The 18,634-nt window shown below is 63.2% G+C and carries 12 protein-coding genes; all 12 read right to left on the bottom strand.

Going from position 1 to position 18,634, the window contains the following annotated elements:
* Positions 1 to 40: 40 nt before the first annotated feature.
* The 12 genes from addA to JF539_RS21155 all read right to left on the bottom strand — a co-directional run bounded on the left by addA (position 41) and on the right by JF539_RS21155 (position 18,594).
* On the bottom strand, positions 41 to 3,550 hold the full coding sequence (addA, locus tag JF539_RS21210; RefSeq protein ID WP_207142734.1) for a double-strand break repair helicase AddA: 3,510 nt from the start codon (positions 3,548 to 3,550) through the stop codon (positions 41 to 43).
* Positions 3,547 to 6,684, bottom strand: a complete 3,138-nt coding sequence (gene addB / locus JF539_RS21205; protein ID WP_207142733.1) for a double-strand break repair protein AddB — start codon at positions 6,682 to 6,684, stop codon at positions 3,547 to 3,549. Before addB ends, addA begins: the two co-directional genes overlap by 4 nt.
* Before the next feature lie 2 nt (positions 6,685 to 6,686).
* Positions 6,687 to 7,421: a nucleotidyltransferase family protein gene (locus JF539_RS21200; protein ID WP_207142732.1), complete on the bottom strand. Its 735-nt coding sequence runs from the start codon at positions 7,419 to 7,421 to the stop codon at positions 6,687 to 6,689.
* 48 nt (positions 7,422 to 7,469) lie between these two features.
* Entirely contained in the window at positions 7,470 to 8,996 is a 1,527-nt protein-coding gene (tsaE, locus tag JF539_RS21195; protein WP_207142731.1) for a tRNA (adenosine(37)-N6)-threonylcarbamoyltransferase complex ATPase subunit type 1 TsaE, read from the bottom strand.
* Positions 8,997 to 9,007: 11 nt separating this feature from the next.
* Entirely contained in the window at positions 9,008 to 11,518 is a 2,511-nt protein-coding gene (locus JF539_RS21190; RefSeq protein ID WP_207142730.1) for a PAS domain-containing sensor histidine kinase, read from the bottom strand.
* Between the two features lie 249 nt (positions 11,519 to 11,767).
* Entirely contained in the window at positions 11,768 to 13,156 is a 1,389-nt protein-coding gene (gene ahcY / locus JF539_RS21185; protein ID WP_207142729.1) for an adenosylhomocysteinase, read from the bottom strand.
* Between the two features lie 214 nt (positions 13,157 to 13,370).
* A complete protein-coding gene (locus JF539_RS21180) occupies positions 13,371 to 14,690 on the bottom strand; it encodes a class I SAM-dependent methyltransferase (protein WP_207142728.1) in 1,320 nt (439 codons plus the stop codon).
* Positions 14,691 to 14,733: 43 nt separating this feature from the next.
* Complete coding sequence (locus JF539_RS21175; protein ID WP_207142727.1) at positions 14,734 to 15,018, bottom strand: HPr family phosphocarrier protein; 285 nt, start codon at positions 15,016 to 15,018, stop codon at positions 14,734 to 14,736.
* Positions 15,019 to 15,025: 7 nt separating this feature from the next.
* Positions 15,026 to 15,430 (bottom strand): PTS sugar transporter subunit IIA, encoded by a 405-nt coding sequence (locus JF539_RS21170; RefSeq protein WP_207142726.1) that lies wholly within the window; start codon positions 15,428 to 15,430, stop codon positions 15,026 to 15,028.
* Between the two features lie 147 nt (positions 15,431 to 15,577).
* Entirely contained in the window at positions 15,578 to 16,045 is a 468-nt protein-coding gene (locus JF539_RS21165) for an HPr kinase/phosphorylase (RefSeq protein ID WP_207142725.1), read from the bottom strand.
* On the bottom strand, positions 16,042 to 17,859 hold the full coding sequence (locus JF539_RS21160) for a sensor histidine kinase (protein WP_207142724.1): 1,818 nt from the start codon (positions 17,857 to 17,859) through the stop codon (positions 16,042 to 16,044). Before JF539_RS21160 ends, JF539_RS21165 begins: the two co-directional genes overlap by 4 nt.
* 36 nt (positions 17,860 to 17,895) lie before the next feature.
* On the bottom strand, positions 17,896 to 18,594 hold the full coding sequence (locus JF539_RS21155; RefSeq protein ID WP_207142723.1) for a response regulator transcription factor: 699 nt from the start codon (positions 18,592 to 18,594) through the stop codon (positions 17,896 to 17,898).
* Between the last annotated feature and the right edge of the window lie 40 nt (positions 18,595 to 18,634).

The raw sequence follows: 18,634 nt of genomic DNA, 5'->3' as shown, positions 1-18,634 counted from the left end.
GCGGCAGTTGGCCAGAACGTAGGAAGCGAAGCGCCGACAGTCAAGTTGCCGTGCCGTCGGGACGCAGCCGGGCGAAAGTCTCCTCCAGGAGCTCTGCCGGGATTTCCATGACGGATGGCGCCGACGTCCACAGGAGACAGGCTTCAATCCGTCTCTCCGGGTAGATCCGTTTGAGCATTTCCCTGTAGACGCAAAGCTGTGCGAGATACTCCAGCGGCACCTCCTCCGGTTTCGAAGGCGGGTTGAAGTTGGTCTTGTAGTCCACGATCGCGACCCGGTCTTCGGTCACGATTAAACGGTCGATCTGCCCGGAGATTTCGACTTCCGTTCCATCGGCTGCGCGAATCGTTCCGACCAGCGGCACCTCGGCGCGGGCCGCTGCGGAAAAAATCGGCTCAAAGGCCTCCGCCTGCAGGATCGCACCGACTTCCGCAAGCAACGGCTCCCGGTAGCGCTCGAATTCCGGCTTCAACGTGCTCTTCAGATAGTTGGCAGCGGCATCCTTGCGGTCTTCTTCCGGAAGGTCCGGGAGAAGCTCCAGAAGCCGGTGGACGAGACGACCGCGCTCCAGCGGCCAGGATGCCGGCTGCCGGCCCGCCTCGAGCCGGACGAGAGCCGGGACTGGTTCGACTCCGCTCTTTTCCTCCATCGCCTCGAAGGCGCGCGACGGCTGCAGGCGCCGTTTTTTCGGCAGCGGACGGACCGGCTCGGACAGCCACTCCGGAAGCCGCTCGACGTCTCCGCCGTGATCGTCCGCATCCGGTTCCCCGTGCCCGGTTTTCGTTTCCGGCTCGCCGGTTCCCTGTTGCCAGCGCCATGCGATCACATTTCCGTTTGCTTCGGCGATCTCCCGGGCATCCGGTTTCAGCGCCCGTTCGACCATTGAATACCAGCAGTCCTCATGGGCGCCGCGCTTCGGTTCCCAGCCGCAGACGATCAACCGGTCTTCGGCACGCGTCAGCGCGACGTAAAGAAGCCGCCGGTATTCTTCCGCCTGGGCCGCGCGCAGGCTGTCGACCGCCTCGTCGTGCCAGGAGGTCCGGTCGTCCCTGGTGGGCAGCCAGACGAGCGCCGGCGGCAAAAGGTCGTTGTCCAGGCGCTTTTTCGGCAGAAAGGCCGGATCGTGGATCGCGCTGACCGGTGGCGCGCCCGGATCGACAAGCACAACGATCCTCGCTTCCAGGCCTTTCGAGCCGTGCACGGTCATGATGCGCACCATGCCCTTGGTACCCGTCAGCTCGCGCTTGATTTCCGTTGGCGCCGCCGCCATCCAGGCAAGAAAGCCTTCAAGACCGGGCGTTCCCGCCTGCTCATAGGCGATCGTCAGAGCCAGGAACTCGTCCAGAACGTCGTCGACCTCGACACCGAGCCGCGCCCGGAAGGCCCTGCGGCCGCCATCGGCGCCGAGAAGCCTGGCGTAGAATTCATAAGGCGGCACGAAATCTGCCCGCGCGCGCCAGTCTTCCAGTTTCGCGCGGACCACCCGCCAGGTCTCCGAGGTGTCCGATCTCTTGACCAGCATCTGCCAGAGCGTGCCAGGGCGCACCTTCTCCGGCGTTTCCCGGGCGATGTCGATGAGATCGTCGTCGGAAAGATCGAACAGCGGGCTTTTCAGGACGGACGCCAGCGACAGATCGTCTTCCGGCAACAGCAAAAAACGCCCCAGGGCCGCAAGATCCTGAACGGCGATGTGATCTGTCAGGATCAGCCTGTCGCTGCCGGCGGCGGGAATATCGCGCAGCTTGAGTTCCCGGTTGAGAGCATCCACGAACGGCCCGCGCTTGCGCACCAGGATCATCACGTCGCCGGGGTCCGCCGTGCCGTCACGCATCCATACGGCGATCTCGGAGGCGATGCGCTGCGCGAGTTTCAGCATCGGACTGCCGGAGCCGACGTGGTCGATCGGCTGGCGCCAGTCTTCCGGCTCCGCGATCTCTTCTTCCGCCTCGAGCGGCCACAGGTCGACAATGCCCGGATCGCGCCGAATGGCCTCGTGAACCGGCGCCCGCACTTCCTGGGAGAGCCCGCGATGGGCGCTTTCGTCCTGGAACACCCTGTCGACCGCGCCCAGCACATCCGGCGTGGAGCGGAAGGAAAGCTGCAGGTTGACGGAATGAAACTCCAGTTCCGCCGCGGCGGCCTGATTTGAAAACTCCCGCCGCATGGCATCGAAATAGGCCGGGACAGCCCCCTGGAAGGAATAGATCGACTGCTTCTCGTCGCCGACCGCGAAAAGCGTCCGTACCCGCTCATGCGCGCCGCTGCCGGCGAAAAACTCGGAGGCGAGAGACCGCACCACGTCCCACTGGCGCGGGCTGGTGTCCTGCGCTTCGTCGACCAGAATATGATCGAGCCCCTGATCGAGCTTGTATTGCACCCACAGAGCCGCGTCGGATTTCTGCAGGAGTGTCGCGGTCTTGACCACCAGATCCTCGAAGTCGAGATAGCCCTTGGCGGTCTTGGCCTTTTCATAGTGGCGGATCACCGCGTCGGCCAGGCGCAGCAGGGATCGGGTGCCTTCGAAGGTCGTCACCTTGCGCCGCGCGTCCAGCAAGGCCAGAAGGCGCACCTGTTCCGCGATCATCGCCTCGACCATGTCGGGAAAATTGGCCGTGACCTTTTTTGTCGCCAGCGATTTGCGCGCTTCCAGCTTCGCGGTCAGGAACACCGGCAGCCAGGCTTCCCGGAAGGCGCCGGAGTCCGACAGGCCGATTGCCGCAACGAGTTCGTCCGCGCGGGCCTGGTCCGTCTTCGTACCGGTGTTCAGCGCCTCCGCGTAGCTGAGGCAGATATTGCGGTCGAACGGGCATTCGGCCCGGAACCGCGCATCGAATTCCGTCAGGCGGATCGACGGATCGACCTCAAGTAGCGCGGCCAGTTCCGCAAGCGCGTCTTCCAGGCCGCCCGCGTCAACCGTCCATCGGCGGAAGGCGTCGCGGTTCTGGATCAGTTCCTCAAGCGCCTTCTGGGCGCCGCCATCGCTCATCAGGTCGATCACGGACGCAAGCGCCTGTCCGACGGGACTTTCCGGCTCGAGTTCGGCCTTGTGGAGGACGCTGCCCAGGGCCTCGGCCATGAGTTCGGTCGCGACCCTGTCGTCGAGAACGGCGAAGTGGCCCGCGACATTGGCTTCCAGCGGAAACTGATGGAGCAGAGCCTCGCAGAAGCCGTGAATGGTCTGGATCTTGAGCCCGCCCGGCGTTTCCAGGGCACGGGCGAAGAGACGCCTGGCCATGGCCAGCCTGGCCGCATCCGGCTTGCGGCCCTCGATCTCGGTCAATTCCTTCGCCAGCGCCTCATCGGCCATGGTCACCCAGGTACCCAGGATCTTGAACACCCGCGTCGCCATTTCGGCGGCTGCCGCCTTGGTGAACGTCAGCGCCAGGATCCGTCCGGGATCCGTGCCGTCGAGGAGCAGACGAACCACCCGGCGGGACAATACGAAGGTCTTGCCGGATCCGGCATTCGCGCTCACCCAGGCGGAGGCGCGCGGGCGGGAGGCAAGATCCTGCCGTTCCTTCGTCAGCCGCGGAATCTCGAAACCGCTCATGACGTCTCACCGCCGGAGCCGAGCGCCCATTCCTGTGTGCGGGCGAGATGATCGTAGTCGCCGTCCATCTGGCGCTCGCGCATGATCCGGGCGCGAGACAGGTAGCCCGTGTCCTCGCGCGCGTAGTGGGCGATCAACTGCTCCAGACGCGTCCAGGCGTCCTCGACCAGATCCTCCAGCGGGGTTTCCTTCGGATTGCGCAAAGCCTCGATCACCGGCTCCGCACCTCCTTTAAGCTGCAGATAGAGAAGCTCGCCGACCGGGGCATCCGCCGGCACGTCCTTGAAGCCGCAGCGCCGGATCATGGCCGCTTCCAGAGGCAACTGCGGCGATAGCAGCGCCTCGACCTGCTTTTGCGACGGCACCTGGCCGGTCTTGTAATCGATCACGGAAAGACCGCCGCCGGTCAGGAGATCGATCCGGTCGGCCCGCCCGCGCAAACGGAAGGTCAGGCCAGGCAACTTGAGCTCCACACCGCCGCCGATTTCCAGAAACCGCTCCGCGACACTCCTGGACCGCACCGCTTCATAGCCGACAAAACCGGAGGCGATCCTCAGGAACCGGGGCCACCAGAGGGCCCGGATGGCGGGAAAGGCGTCCAGCGGCTCGAACAGCTCCTCTCCGATTTCCGTCAGGGCCCTGACGGCACTGTCGTCGAAGGGACCGGTCCAGGTCGCGAGAAAGTCCGCCAGCGCGTCGTGAATGAGATTGCCCTTGTCCGCCGCTCCCGGCGCGCCGCCGATCGGGTCGACCGCCTGCAGCTCGAGAACGTGGCGGGCATAGATCGCGTAAGGATCGCGGATCAGGCGTTCGATCTCGGTAATGGAAAGCGATTTGGGCCGCGCGGCCAGCGGCGGCTTGGGATCGGGACGCCGGGCGGGCCTGACGGGACCGTCGGGACGGTCGAGGCGCGCCGCGAAACTGGTATAGACCGCGCCTCGTTGCTCCATCGCTCGGGCGATCTCCGGGCCCGCGAGCGTGGTCAGCCGTTGCAGCCAGCGCGAAGCCACGGTCGGTGCGCCGTCGGCACGCGCCGCGCGCGACAGCAGCACCCGTTTCGCGCCCAGGCCCTGGGCGAAATCGTGGGCGGCGGCTCCCAGACGGCGTTCGGGCGGTTCCAGGCCCATGTCGCGCTTCATCGGCCGGTTGAGCCAGGGGTCGTTGCGGGTGCGCTGCGGCCAGATCCCCTCGTTCAGTCCACCCAGAACGGCGAAATCGAAAGACTGCAGCCGGGCTTCCATCGGCCCCAGGATCTGGACGCGCGGGTCCCCCGGCAGGCGGCGGCGCACGGCCTGCCCGGACATCAGCGCCGGAAGCACGGAAGGCCATTCCACCGCTGGGAGTTCAAGACCGTTCTCGTCCGCCTCCAGAAGTCCCGTCAGGAAGAGGGCAAGCGCCTCGCCCGCCTCGCCGGCGTAAAGTTCGTCCACCGACCCCTCGTCGTCCAGCGCGACCGCCTGGAGCACATCCACGTGCCGGCGGGTGAGTTCGGTGACGGAGATCGGCTCCGCGCTCTCGGCCAGCTCTTCGAGCGGTTTCAAAGCCTCCGCCAGCCGGTCGACCAGCCCGGCGATCACCTCCCAGTCTTCGTCGTGGATCTTTTTCCAGCGCGGCGTATGGGCCTTGCCGGCCTCCAGACGACTGGCCTCGACGGCAAGCCTGAGACCCGCCGTTCCAGGCCGGGAACGCGGTCCACGCACAACACCCCGCTCCAGGGCTCTCGCGGCGGCGCGGATGTCCTTGACCGGCAGTCCCAACCGGGCCAGCGGATGTTTCAGGAGCGCCAGGAGATCGATCGGTTCGCAGCCGCCGAGCGCCAGTTTGGCCGCCAGTACGGCAAGAATCGCGGGCGCGGTCTGGTCGAGCGGCCGGCCGGCGCTGTCGTCGACCTGAATGGCCCAGCGGGCCAGTTCCGCCGCCACCCGGCGGGTCAACATCCGGTCCGGCGAGATCAGCGCGGCGGTCTCTCCCCGTTCGATGGTCTCGCGCAGGGCAATCGCGACGCTCAAGGCTTCGTCCGCCTCGTTGCGCGCGGTCAGGACGGCAACGTTCCGAAGGGCGTTCGCCCTTTGCTCCTCCGACCGCTCCTGCAGATACCCCGTCCAGGCATCGGACGTGTCGGCCGGCCGGAGCGCTTCGGACACAAGCTCCTCGCGCAGCGCCAGTTCCTCAGGCAACACCGCACCGAGTGTTTCGACCTCGCTCCGCGACGCGCCCAGGCGGTCGAGAAGCTGTTTCAGGGAGTATTGCGGATGCGAAGGCAGCGTGACCTGGACCGGTCGTCCGGCCGGAGACTTCGCGCCACGCGCACCGAGAGCCGACCAGGACCGGTCGTCGAGCGAACGGTCGAGACCCGGCAGCACGATGACCCCTCTATCAAGACCGGCAACGACCTTCAGAAGTTCCGCCGTCGCCGGGACGGAGCCGGTCACACCCGCGACGATGACAGGCCCCTTCGGAGCGGCGCCGGCGAGGCGTTTTGCTTCCCGCCTGATCAGCGCGGAGCGCCGCGCCTTCGGGTCCATCTGCCCGAGTTCTGCCAGATGCGCCGGCCAGGCTTCCTGGACGATCTTCAAAAAGTCGAGGGTGATCTGCCAGTAGCGCGCGTGGTCTTCCGGAACCAGGCCGGCGAGCTCCGACCAGTCGGCTTCCTCGGTTTCGACCTCGTCCATCAGGGCGAGCAGATCCGCCGCCAGCCAGGCGGCGTCGGCTGTGGAGGCCGGAAGTCCGAGCGGTTCGTCCGACCTGAGGCTGAGGGCTTCGCGCCGCAGAATTCCCTTCCAGGCCTTGACCAGACGGGTCATGGCGAGATGGCGCTCCAGAATCGGCATGGCCGGCGGCAACGCTTCGAGATCCTGCTCGCGCGTCAGGGTCTGGGCATCCTCGTCCGCGTCTCCAACAGGGCGGATGGCCGGCAACAGCACCGGCCGGCCGCCGAAGCTTTCCTGGAAAAGCTCAGGCAGGAGCCGCGCGGCGCGACGGGTCGGCAGAAAAAGGGTGACCGTCGACAGCAGCAACGGGTCATCCAGCGGCCTGAAGCCGGGAATGAGCGATCCGTCGACAAGCGTATCGACGAGTGTTTTCAGGAAGGGAACGGCAGGCGGAACGGAGTAGAGGCGCGCGCGCTCGGCCATCCTCAGGCGGCGCTTTCGCGGACCGCGTATTCCGCCGCCCGGATCGCTTCGGGCGTGCCGATATGAAGCCACAGGCCTTCCATCTGAACCCCGAAGAGCCGGCCGTTCTCAATCGCCCGGTCGAACAGAAGGTTCATGGAAAACGGTCCCTCCGGCGTGTCCTCGAACAGGCGCGGGTGCAGGAGCGCCGCTCCGGCATAGGCAAACGCCGTGACACCGCGTTCCGGCCGACGGGTCAGGGCCCCGTCCTTGGCCATGTCGAAATCGCCGCGTCCCGCATAGCCCACCGCCTTGACGGTCTCGGCGACCAGCAGAAGCGCGTCCATCTTCGAGCCGTCCCAGGCATCGATCATGTGTTCCAAATTCGGCTTTACGCCTTCGATCCAGTAGCAGGTGTCGGCGTTGAGCTGAAAGAACGGACCGTCTCCCAGAAGCGGCAGCGCCTTCCGGATGCCGCCGCCTGTCTCCAGAAGCCGGTCGCGTTCGTCGGAAATGACGATTTCCATATCTTCCCGGCGGCGGACATGCACTTCGACGAGATCGGCGAGATAATGCACGTTGACGACACAAGTGCTCACCCCGGCCGTAGCCAGGCGGTCCATGCCGTGGTCGATCAGGGCCTGGCCATTAACCTCTATCAGAGGCTTGGGGGTGGTCGCCGTCAGCGGGCGCATGCGTTTGCCGTAGCCTGCTGCCAGGATCATCGCATGGGAGGGGCGGAACCGCGTTTCTGTCATTTTTTATCTCGATCGATTGCCGTGGGCCCCGACTTCGCAAAGCGACGCTCAGGACCGTATACTCGCGTAAAACCCTTTCAAGTCCGATAGGAACGGCCTGTCAAGCACACGGTCAAGATAGCCTAGCATACGCGGCAAATGGCTCAAGTAAGCCGGCTTATCATCCCGCCTGGCCAGCCGCACGAAAATCCCGAGGATCTTCGAAATCCGCTGCGCGGCCATGACCGCGTAGGCGTGTTCAAGACCTGTCCTGTCAAAGTCTCCGGACTTGTTTTTCCTTGCCGATACATAAGCTTCGAAGAGGCTTCTTTCCAGATCCGGACCGATGTCGGCGCGTGCGTCCAGAAGCAGCGAGGCGACATCGTAAGCGACCGGTCCTCTCACCGTGTCCTGGAAATCGATCAGCCCGATACGGTCCATTCCGGACGCCCCTTCCTGCCACAGGAGATTGGGCGAATGGAAATCCCGCAGCACCCAGCCCGTCTGGGCCTCTGAAATTCTTTCGAGAGTGTTTTTCCAGACCGTTTCGAAGCTGGCCCGGGTTTCCGGGTCCACGGCTTTTCCGGAGACTTCCGGCACGTACCAGTCGAGAAAAAGGCTTGCTTCCGCAATCAGGGCATCGGTCGAATAGTCCGGCACCACATAGTCCGTGCCGTTGTCCAGAGCGACGGACTTCGGCCAGATCTCTCCGTGCATGGCAGCCAGAACCTCCACGGCCGCAAAGTAGCGCTCCGGAACGGGTACACCCGCCTCGACGAGGGTCGTTCTGCCGAGATCGTCAGACAGCACCAAGCCCCTGCCGGTGTCCGCGGCTTGGATCCGGGGAGCCCGGAACCCGCGGCGGCGCAATTCCGTGCCGATCGCTATGACCGACCGGCAGTCGCGCGCCAGATGAACCCTGTCCATATAGGCCCGGACCGCTTCCGGAACCGCATCCGCATTGAACGGCCAGCGCATCAACACCGCGAGGCGGCCCTCCACGGCTACCGTCTCGAAAGTCCTCAGGGAGGCATCGCCAGCGAGAAACCGGCGCTTCGCTCCGCCGAAGTCCGCACGGTCCAGAAACGCCCGGATCTCCCGGGTTTGTCCGATGCGGGCCTCCCACTCCGCGTTCTTCGAAAAGAAGCGGACTTCTCTCAGGTCGCCGGCGCCGTCCGGTTGGACGATCTGTATCCAGAGCGCGCCCTGGGGGAGAAGCGCCTCGGCCTTTTCCGGCCATTCGATCAGGGCCGCGCCTGCCGCCAGCAGATCGTCCAGACCAAGTTCCTCAAGCTCCTCCGGCTCTTCAAGCCGGTAGAGGTCGAAATGGGAGAGATCGAACCGGTCAAACCCATAGGTCTGAACCAGGGTAAAGGTCGGACTTGGCACCTCAAGCTCGGGGTCGTTCGCGAAGGCACGCAGCAATGCGCGCGCGAAGGTGGACTTTCCCGCGCCGAGATCGCCCGACAGACAGATGACATCGCCTTTCCTGATCACCATGGCGATGTCATTGGCGAGGCGGCGGGTGTCGTCTTCTGCGGACAGCGCGATTTGCGCGAAGGTCTCAGGCAGGCGCCGCAGGTCGTGATCGGCCATCATACGGCATCCTATTCGGCCGCTGCGTGTTCCACCAGCTCAGGCCGTGCCGGGAATACGCAGGTCACCGTCGTTCCCCGGCCTTCCAGGGACTCGATATCGACCGTGCCGCCGTGCAGTTCGACGAAGCTCTTGACGATGGCAAGGCCGAGGCCCGCGCCCTGGCGGCGGGTTCCGGTGTCATGACCGACGAAGCGGTTGAACACCTGGGTGAGAATTTCCGCCGGTATGCCGTACCCGTGGTCCTGAACGATGAACGTCACCTTGTCGTCCGCGCGGTTGCAGCTCACATCGACGATGCCGTTGGGTTCGGAATAGCGCACGGCATTGGAGATCAGGTTGAACAGAACCTGCCGCAGACGTTTTTCGTCGGCGACCATCACACCGATATTGTCCGGCACGTAGGTGCGCAGGTTGATCTTGGCTTCCGCGATCCTGTCCTTCAGCCCCTCGACGGCCGCCGAAACCGTCGACGCCACATCGACCTCGCCGACATCCAGCTCCATGATGCCGGCGTCCAAGGTCGCCAGATCGAGAATGTCGTTGATGATGGCCAGAAGCGCGGAGGACGACGACTGGATGTATTCGGCGTATTCGCCCTGCTTTTCCGACAGTTCGCCGAATTTCGGGTCGGCGAGCAACTGGGCGAAGCCGATGATGTTGGTCAGCGGCGAGCGCAGCTCGTAGGACACGTGCTGGATGAAGGCGTTCTTGATCTGGTCGGCCTGTTCCAGAGCCTCGTTCTTCTCCAGAAGCGCGCGTTCGACATTCACGCTGTCGGTCACATCGACAAAGGTGACCAGGGTCCCCCCGTCCGGCAGCGGCACGGTCGCGTAATCCAGAACGTCGCCATTGTGACGCTCCAGCCGGCTGACATTCTGCATGCGGTTGTCGACGAGGCCGGTGACATTGCCCGCAAGTTGCTCCCAGGCGGTTTTTTCGGTTTCGCTCAAGGTGCAGGCGGAAACGACCTCGTTCACGTGCGGCAATTCGGAGAGCCGGTCTTCCTCCAGGTTCCAGATCCGCCCGAAGGCCGGATTCCAGAGGCGCAGGCGTCCGTCGGAGCCGAACACGGCGACAGCTTCGGACAGATTGTCCAGCGTTTCGCCCTGGACCCGGGTGAGCGCATTATACCGGCTTTCCAGGTCGAGCTGCTCGGTGACGTTTTCATAGATATAGGTGACGCCGCCCTGCGGATGCGGATTGGCGATCACGCGCAGGGTGCGGCCATCGGGCAGGTGCCACCAGCTTTCCCTTGCATCGAGGGACTGATAGCTCTCCAGCATCTTGTTGCGCCAGACACGGTAGTCCGCCTGCTCGGGAAGCTTGCGCGCGGCCCTGAGCGCATCGAGAACGGCTCCGTCTTCCGGCCGGCTTTCCAGGAAGGCGGGATCCAGCTCCCAGAGTTGGCGGAAGGCGGCGTTGTAGAATTGCAGTTTGCGGTCGCTGCTGTAGATCGCAACGGCAGCCGCGAGCTGGTCCAGGGTCCGGCCGTGGAATTCTTCCGCGCGGCTCATTTCCTTTTGCGCCTGTTCCAGTTCGCTGATGTCAACGGCAATGCCGGCCCCGCCCACATTGGCGTTGACATCAGTGACTTCGAACACCCGGCGTTCGCCGGAGGCAACAATGGGAATGCGCGCGTTGAAACAGCCGTCTTCCGTACGCTGCACCGCCATGGCCGTGCGGGCGGCGGCGTCGAGGAAGGTCGCGCCCTCCTTCACTGCCGTCACCGCGTCCGGCATTTCGACGGCTTCGGCGTAGGATTCGTTGGCCCAGACCAGATTGCCTTCCGCGTCCCGCTGCCATGCCGGTGCCGGCATGGCATTCAAGAGCGCATGAAGCATGTGAAGTTCACCGGAGATCTTGGCATTGCGCGCGGACAGTTCCGCCTGCATCTGCCGCTCGCCGGTCAGGTCGCGCAGGCGCAAGACGACGGCACCGCCCGTGGTGCGCCCATGGGCTTCGACATAGCTGCCCGTTCGGGTTTTCAAGGTCGTGGAAAACGCTTCGCCGGTGCGGAAAAGCATGTCCAGATAGCGCTCAAGGTCGCCAGCGCATTTTCCCGTCAGCCAACTGCCGAAGGCCAGCAACTGTGCGGGAGGCCGCGGCACGCCGGAGGTTTCAGGCAGGATGCCCCAGATCTGCGGCATGGCGCCATTGCCGGTCCAGACGATCACGCGCTGCTCGTCCGTGTTGAGCATGGCTTCCAGCCGGTCGACCCGGAACTTCAGGTCGCTTTTTTCCTTTTCGAGCGTTTCGGTGATCTGCGAGGACTGTTTCCGGTGCCGGACAAGCGCGATGGCTGACGTGATCGCAAAGGCGCACAAGCCACCGAACGCACCGAACAAAATCATGGAATCCGGGCTGATCGCCGCCGCCGTGTCAGTCAGCATATCCGCTGCCGCCTGCCCGGAAGACAGCCCGAGCCCGGCGGCTGCCACGCCGCATAGCCCTGTCTTTTTCAGACTCCACTCTCGCCACGCCGCGCGAATCCGCACGTCGCCCCTGTTGCCTTTCGGCATCGTGTATTCCCCTTACGCCGCCTTTTTCACCCGCCGGTGCGGGCTGCAGCTCCCGGTTTCTGGGAGCAAATCAAAGACTTCCGCCTCCTGGCCTTTGATTCGCTAAAACCATAACCTTTTTGAGAATCACGAAGAAGAGTCCGTAACTGAAAAGTTAACAGGACCCTTAAAATTTAAGGGTCCTGCATTTTTTTGTTCACAGGCCCGAATCAAGGCCTGAACTACATCTAGTATCCCGAGTCGACGGAATCAGTATTTGTAGTGCTCCGACTTGAACGGTCCGGCCTTATTAATCCCCAGATATTGCGCCTGGTCGTCGCTCAATTCGGTTAACGTGACACCCAGCTTCTCGAGATGGAGGCGCGCTACCTTTTCATCCAGATGCTTCGGCAGGACGTAGACCTCCTTCTTGTACTGATCGCCCTTGGTGTAGAGTTCGATCTGGGCCAGAACCTGGTTCGTGAAGCTTGCGGACATGACGAAGCTCGGATGGCCGGTGGCGTTGCCAAGGTTCACCAGGCGACCCTGGGAGAGCAGGATCATGCGCTTGCCGTCCGGGAATTCGTACATGTCGACCTGGTCCTTGACCGGACGAAGCTTGGTATTCTTCAGGGCAGCAACCTGAATCTCGTTGTCGAAGTGGCCGATGTTGCAAACGATGGCCATGTCCTTCATGCCGCGCATGTGGTCGAAGGTGATGATGTCCTTGTTGCCGGTAGCCGTGACATAGATGTCGCCTTCCGGCAGAGCCTGCTCGATGGTCTTGACCTCATAGCCGTCCATGGACGCCTGCAAGGCGCAGATCGGATCGATCTCGGTGACGATGACGCGTGCGCCGGCGCCGGCCAGCGACTGGGCGGAGCCTTTGCCGACATCGCCATAGCCGCAGACGACAGCCACCTTGCCGGACATCATCACGTCCGTGCCGCGGCGGATGCCGTCAACGAGCGACTCCCGGCAACCGTAGCGGTTGTCGAACTTGGACTTGGTGACGCTGTCGTTGACGTTGATCGCCGGGAACGGCAGCTGGCCTTTTTTCTGCATTTCGTAAAGACGCAGAACGCCCGTGGTGGTTTCTTCCGAAACGCCCTGGATCAGGTCGCGCTGCTTGGTGAACCAGCCCGGGTTGGCGGCCAGGCGCTTCTTGATCTGGGCAAAGAGATACTCTTCTTCCTCGGACTGCGGATTCTCGATGAGATCCTTTTCACCCGCTTCGACGCGCGCGCCGAGCAGGATGTAAAGCGTGGCGTCGCCGCCGTCATCGAGGATCATGTTCGCTCCCTCGGGGAAGTCGAAGATCTTGTCAGCGTAGTCCCAGTATTCTTCCAGGGTCTCGCCTTTCGTGGCGAAGACCGGGATGCCGGCGGCGGCGATCGCCGCGGCAGCCTGATCCTGGGTGGAGAAGATGTTGCAGGATGCCCAGCGCACTTCCGCTCCGAGCGCGACCAGCGTCTCGATCAGAACCGCCGTCTGGATGGTCATGTGCAGGGAACCGGCGATCCGGGCGCCCTTGAGCGGCTTGCTGGCGCCGAACTCCTCGCGGCAGGCCATCAGACCCGGCATTTCGTGTTCGGCGATCTCGATTTCGGTGCGGCCCCAGTCCGCGAGCGCGATGTCTTTGACGATGTAGTCGGTCATGAAAAGGTCCTGCTGTTCTGCCAGCTCAAAGTGCATGGTTTCCGGATCGCGGCCGCAATTCGACACGCAACACCCTGTGAGGCGTTTCGACGGCTGCCCGCCGGCTTTCCGCAATGGCCGGAAAACCGTTGCGCGGTTTATAACGCCCGACGGCGCTCCCCGCAATAAAGATATAAAGAAATCTTTATATCATAAAAATACGGTTAAATGCCCCTCAGGATCGCGGGCGGTACAGATCTTCCCGGGTCGGCGGCAGGCCGGACAGGCCCTTTGTGCGTCTGGAGGAAACGGTCTGGAAGATATTGATGGAGCCGCGTTCGAATCCGAGGGACACGCCGCACAGATAGGCCAGCCACAGCCGGTATTTCTGTTCCCCGATATCGGCGACCGCGGCCTCTTTGACCTTCATCAGGTTTTCCGCCCAAAGGCGTGTGGTGCGCGCGTAATGTTCCCGCCAGGCCTCGACGTCGTGCACCTCGAAGCCGTGTTCTTCCAGGTTGGTCAGCGTCCAGCCGATGTGGTCGACCTCGCCACCGGGAAAGATGTAGCGCACCAGAGCCTGATATTCCGGCTTCTTGCGGCGAAATTTCGCCATGTCCTTCTTGCCGCGGCGGGTGATCGCATGGTGGAGGTAGATTCCGCGAGGTTTCAAAAGACGGTGCACGCTCTGAAAATAATTGTCGTAATTGTCGAGACCGACCGCCTCGAACATGCCGATGGAGGAAATCTTGTCGAACCGGCCTTTCTTGAGATCCCTGTAGTCGATCAGTTCGACGGAAACCTTGTCCTCCAGACCGCGCCTGGCGATATTCTCCCTCGCGAGCTTGAGCTGTTCCTCCGCCAGGGTAACGCCCAGGGCCCTGACCCCGTAGTTCTCCGCTGCGTGGCAGATAAGAGCGCCCCAGCCGCAGCCGATGTCCAGCATCTCTTCGCCCGGTTTCAGCCTGAGCTTGCGGCAGATCATGTCCAGCTTGTCTTTTTGCGCCGTCGCGAGATCGTTCGACCAATCCCGGAAATAGGCGCAGGTATAAACCATCTCGGGATCGAGAAAGAGCCGGTAGAAGTCGTTCGAGACATCATAGTGGAACGCGATGTCTTCCTTCCGGCTCCCGGACCCCCGATCCGCTTTGCGTCCGGCGTCGAGCCCCTCCAGATCCTGCGCCTGCGCGCCTGCGCTGCTTCCCAGAAGAATGGGCAGCGCCGCTTTCAGCAGCAGCGTCTTGTTCAGACGCTTGCGAACCTCCCGGCCCTTCACCTTTGGCCTTTTGTCCGCGAAGTCGAATATGCTGCCGCCCCGGGGATCGATGTCACCGGTCGAGTAAAGATCGATGACCGTCTTGATGCCGGGCCGCCTGAGAAGCCGTGTCAACGCCGTCCGGGACAGCGCGATGCGCAGGACGTCCTCTCCGCTGTCGGCGGGAATGCGCGTACCGTCCCACAGTTCGAAACCGAACTGCATTTCGAGAACGTCGTGAAGATGGGAGAGAACCGATCGCGCGGCGGAGGTCAGTCGGTCTTCGGAATGGCTGGCCATGGGATTCCTCAAATGATTTTCGGAAGGCCACTGCGGTGCGACGTCAGTCCGTCTCGCCGAAGCCGCCTTCCACAAGCTCTGAAATCGCCGCAAGCGCGGCTTCCGCGTCGTCGCCATGCACGCTGACCCTGATGCAGCATCCCGGGCTCGCCGCGAGCATCATCAATCCCATGATCGAGGTGCCGCCAACGGTCTGACCGTCCTTGGAGACCTCGACTTCCGCCTGAAAGGTCTCGACAAGCTTGACCAGTTTCGCGGAGGCCCGTGCGTGCAGCCCGCGCCGGTTGACGATCGTCAGGTCTTTTTCGAAAACGGTGGGTGCTGGCATCTTGGCTTTAGTTTTGTCCCGACAGCACCTGGCTCGCGACGGATATGTATTTCTGGCCGGCCTGGCGCGCCTCGTCGACGGCCTCCGCCAGACTCCGGTCGCCGCGCACACTGGCAAGCTTGATCAGCATCGGAAGATTGACGCCGGCAACGACCTCGATCGACTTGCCGTCCATGACGGAAATGGCGAGATTGGACGGTGTGCCTCCGAACATGTCCGTCAGGAGAACCACGCCCTTGCCTGAATTGGCAGCCTCAACCGCTGCAAGGATATCCTGGCGCCGCTGCTCCATGTCGTCATCGGGGCCGATGGAGATGGTTTCGACCTGTTCTTGAGGACCGACAACATGTTCCAACGCCGCCTTGAATTCTTCGGCGAGGCGCCCATGAGTCACAAGTACTAGTCCAATCATTCGTAATACGGCCTGATCGTTGAGTGCGATGAACTCGAGGTCTTCCCGAAATCGTCATGGATCCATGTCGGAGCCGGGCGTGTATCAGTCTGATGCACTCTCTTCAACCGTTTCCTCAGTTGCAAGCAAAAAACACGGCGTTTGCCCTTAAATGTAATCGGGCGCGTCCGGATAACCGGTTCGGATTGCCCACCTGATCAGCCGTCTGCCGATAACGGTCTCGTTCTTCGGGCAGATCACATGCGGCAGCGGAATGTTCTCGACGGCTTCCAGCCCGACAGGGGTCTCCGGCAGGCGCTCGATCGTCTCAAGCGGCTTCAGGTCAACAATCAGATGAACGCGGGCGCGCGGCAGATACGCCATGCCGGCAATGCCGAACCCCCGCACCTCGAGTTGACCGGAAATCGCCTGCGGGACCGCAGCCAGAAGCCTGTCGCCGACCGCCGTCAGAACCACACGGTCGTCGGCCACAAGGGCGGCGAAATTGCCTTTGCTTCGCGCCTCCTCGATCAGCGTCTCGGCAAGGAGAGACTTGCCGCTGCCCGATACGCCGCGTATCAGCACCCCGATCGCGCCGAGCACGACGCAACTGGCATGCACGGCCGGTTCCGTCACTTGCCGGCACCCGCCGGCAGGTAGATCGTGAAGCGGGCACCGGACACCTGTTGCCCGCCATCCGGGCCCGGTTTCAGCCGGTTGGCCGCACCGATCGTCCCTCCATGCGCCTCGACAATCTGGCGTGAGATCGACAGGCCGAGGCCGGAGTTGTTGCCGAAGCCTTCACCATCCGGACGATCCGTGTAGAAGCGTTCGAAAATGCGATCGGTATTTTCCGCGCGGATGCCGGGACCGTCGTCGTCAACGGTGATCCTGATCCACCGCCCCTCACGGCTGAGATCCACACGGACCGTACCGTCCCGGGCCGAAAAGGAGCGCGCGTTGTCGAGCAGGTTGCTCACCACCTGACCGAGCCGGATATCGTGCCCCTGCATGCGGTAGGGTTTCGCGCCGGGCGCATCGGCGACCGACAGCTTGACGCTGGCAATATCCGGCCCCGAGCGCTGATTGGCCTCGTCCGTCATGTTGCGCAGCAATTCCGCGATGTCGATGGTTTCCGACTGGATCCGCGCCAGTTCCGCGTCGAGCCTCGAGGCATCGGAAATATCGCTGATCAGACGGTCGAGGCGTCTCACATCGTGCTGGATCACCTCCATCAGGCGGTCCTGGGAGACTTTGGATTTCGCCAGAGGCAGGGTTTCCACCGCGCTGCGGAGCGAGGTCAACGGATTCTTGAGTTCATGCGCCACGTCGGCCGCGAACTGCTCGATGGCGTCGATCTTGTTGTAGAGCGCATTGGTCATTTCCCGGAACGAGCGGGCCAGATGGCCGATCTCGTCCTGGCGGTCCGAAAAGTCCGGGATTTCCTCTCGGGAATTCGATCCCCGGCGAACACGGTCGGCAGCGGCCGCCAGGCGGCGGACCGGGCCGGCGATCGTGCCCGCCAGCAGGATCGACAACAAGACGACGACCGTCGCCGCGAACAGGAAGACGCGGATAATCGCGATGCGTTCCGCCCGCACGATGGCGTCGATGTCGCCACCCTGTGTCGACAGCAGCAAGGCGCCAAGCACCGCCCGGAACCGCTGAATCGGCACCGCGACGGAGACGATCAGTTCGCCCCGCGGGGAGATGCGCGTCACGCTGGCGGGCGATCCGGCAAGGGCGGCCTCGACCTCGGGATAGGCGCGGCCGTCACCGCCACCCACTTCCTGATAGAGCGGCAATTCGCCCTGGCGCAGCCAGCGCTTCGCCCATTGCCAGGCCGTATCCCAGAACCCGGCTTCTTCGCCCGCCGGCGGCGGAAGATCGAACCTCAGGATCTGGGCACTGGAATAGAGATGTCTGGAGTCGAGGATCAGGATGCCTTCCGGGTCGTAGATCCGGGCGCGCGTCTTGGTCGGCGAAATCAGGCGCCGAAGAACCGGCCCCACCCGTTCGGGGTTGATCGGGAATTCGAGATTATCGAGATCGTCTCCGGTTGGCGTGATGCTTTCCCCGGCCTGAAGCTGAAGAAGCCGCTCCGGATCGACCGTGATTGTTCCTGTATCCACCGTCGCGGAGGCGGCAATCGCACCCGCGATGATTTCGCCCTGGGTGAGAAGGCTCTGCACTCGGGCGTCGATCAGTCCGGCGCGAAACTGATTGAGATAGAGAATGCCGATCACCAGCGCGAGAAGACCGACCAGGTTGATCGCAATGATCCGGCGGGTCAGGGACGACAGCACATAGGTGCCGAATATCCGCCCGAGCTGGTTGAGCAGGCGGCGCCGGATCCTCTTGTTGCCGAGGCGGCGCAAGCGGGAGCGTTCCGAACCGTCGGCCGGTTCGGTCTGGGATAGTTCTTCCGCCCTCTCGCTTTCGACCGCCATCCAGTTTCACCCTTTAGGCCGGTGTCTCGGTCAGGCTCAAACCTCCCGGAACCGGTAACCGACACCATAAAGGGTTTCGATCATGTCAAAGTCGTCGTCAACAACCTTGAACTTTTTCCTCAGGCGCTTGATGTGGCTGTCGATGGTCCGGTCGTCCACATAGACCTGGTCGTCATAGGCCGCGTCCATCAGCGCATTGCGGCTTTTCACGACGCCGGGACGCTGCGCAAGGGCCGACAGAATGAGAAACTCGGTCACCGTCAGGGTGACCGGCTTGTTGTTCCAGGTGCAGGTGTGGCGCTCCTGGTCCATGACCAGCTGACCGCGCTCGAGCAATTTGTCCGCGTCTTCGCGCGGCGCGGATGCATCGCGCGGCTGGGCCCGGCGCAACACCGCGCGCACACGCTCGACCAGGAGACGCTGGGAGAACGGCTTGCGGATGAAATCGTCGGCGCCCATTTTCAGACCGAACAGCTCGTCGATTTCATCGTCCTTGGAAGTCAGGAAAATAACCGGCAGGTCGGAGTTCTGGCGCAACCGGCGCAGCAGCTCCATGCCATCCATACGCGGCATCTTGATGTCGAAAATCGCAAGTTCCGGCGGATCGCTCTGCAATCCCTCCAGGGCGGACGTTCCGTCCGTATAGGTCTGAACCCGATATCCTTCCGCCTCCAGGGCGATCGAAACCGAGGTCAAAATGTTGCGGTCGTCATCGACCAGAGCAATTGTCGGCATGTTGTTTAATTTCCATTTCCGGCAACGCACCCAATGGCAC

The organism is Roseibium aggregatum, from assembly GCF_017309185.1.
Lineage (GTDB): Bacteria > Pseudomonadota > Alphaproteobacteria > Rhizobiales > Stappiaceae > Roseibium > Roseibium aggregatum_B.
Note: the sequence above shows the minus strand (reverse complement) of the source record. Positions and strands in the feature narration are given on the sequence as shown.

What these genes read in the sequence shown, in the direction of transcription:
- addA (WP_207142734.1), bottom strand. Translation starts at nt 3,550, where the DNA reads ATGAGCGGTTTCGAGATTCCGCGGCTGACGAAGGAACGGCAGGATCTT.
- addB (WP_207142733.1), bottom strand. Translation starts at nt 6,684, where the DNA reads ATGGCCGAGCGCGCGCGCCTCTACTCCGTTCCGCCTGCCGTTCCCTTC.
- JF539_RS21200 (WP_207142732.1), bottom strand. Translation starts at nt 7,421, where the DNA reads ATGACAGAAACGCGGTTCCGCCCCTCCCATGCGATGATCCTGGCAGCA.
- tsaE (WP_207142731.1), bottom strand. Translation starts at nt 8,996, where the DNA reads ATGGCCGATCACGACCTGCGGCGCCTGCCTGAGACCTTCGCGCAAATC.
- JF539_RS21190 (WP_207142730.1), bottom strand. Translation starts at nt 11,518, where the DNA reads ATGCCGAAAGGCAACAGGGGCGACGTGCGGATTCGCGCGGCGTGGCGA.
- ahcY (WP_207142729.1), bottom strand. Translation starts at nt 13,156, where the DNA reads ATGACCGACTACATCGTCAAAGACATCGCGCTCGCGGACTGGGGCCGC.
- JF539_RS21180 (WP_207142728.1), bottom strand. Translation starts at nt 14,690, where the DNA reads ATGGCCAGCCATTCCGAAGACCGACTGACCTCCGCCGCGCGATCGGTT.
- JF539_RS21175 (WP_207142727.1), bottom strand. Translation starts at nt 15,018, where the DNA reads ATGCCAGCACCCACCGTTTTCGAAAAAGACCTGACGATCGTCAACCGG.
- JF539_RS21170 (WP_207142726.1), bottom strand. Translation starts at nt 15,430, where the DNA reads ATGATTGGACTAGTACTTGTGACTCATGGGCGCCTCGCCGAAGAATTC.
- JF539_RS21160 (WP_207142724.1), bottom strand. Translation starts at nt 17,859, where the DNA reads ATGGCGGTCGAAAGCGAGAGGGCGGAAGAACTATCCCAGACCGAACCG.
- JF539_RS21155 (WP_207142723.1), bottom strand. Translation starts at nt 18,594, where the DNA reads ATGCCGACAATTGCTCTGGTCGATGACGACCGCAACATTTTGACCTCG.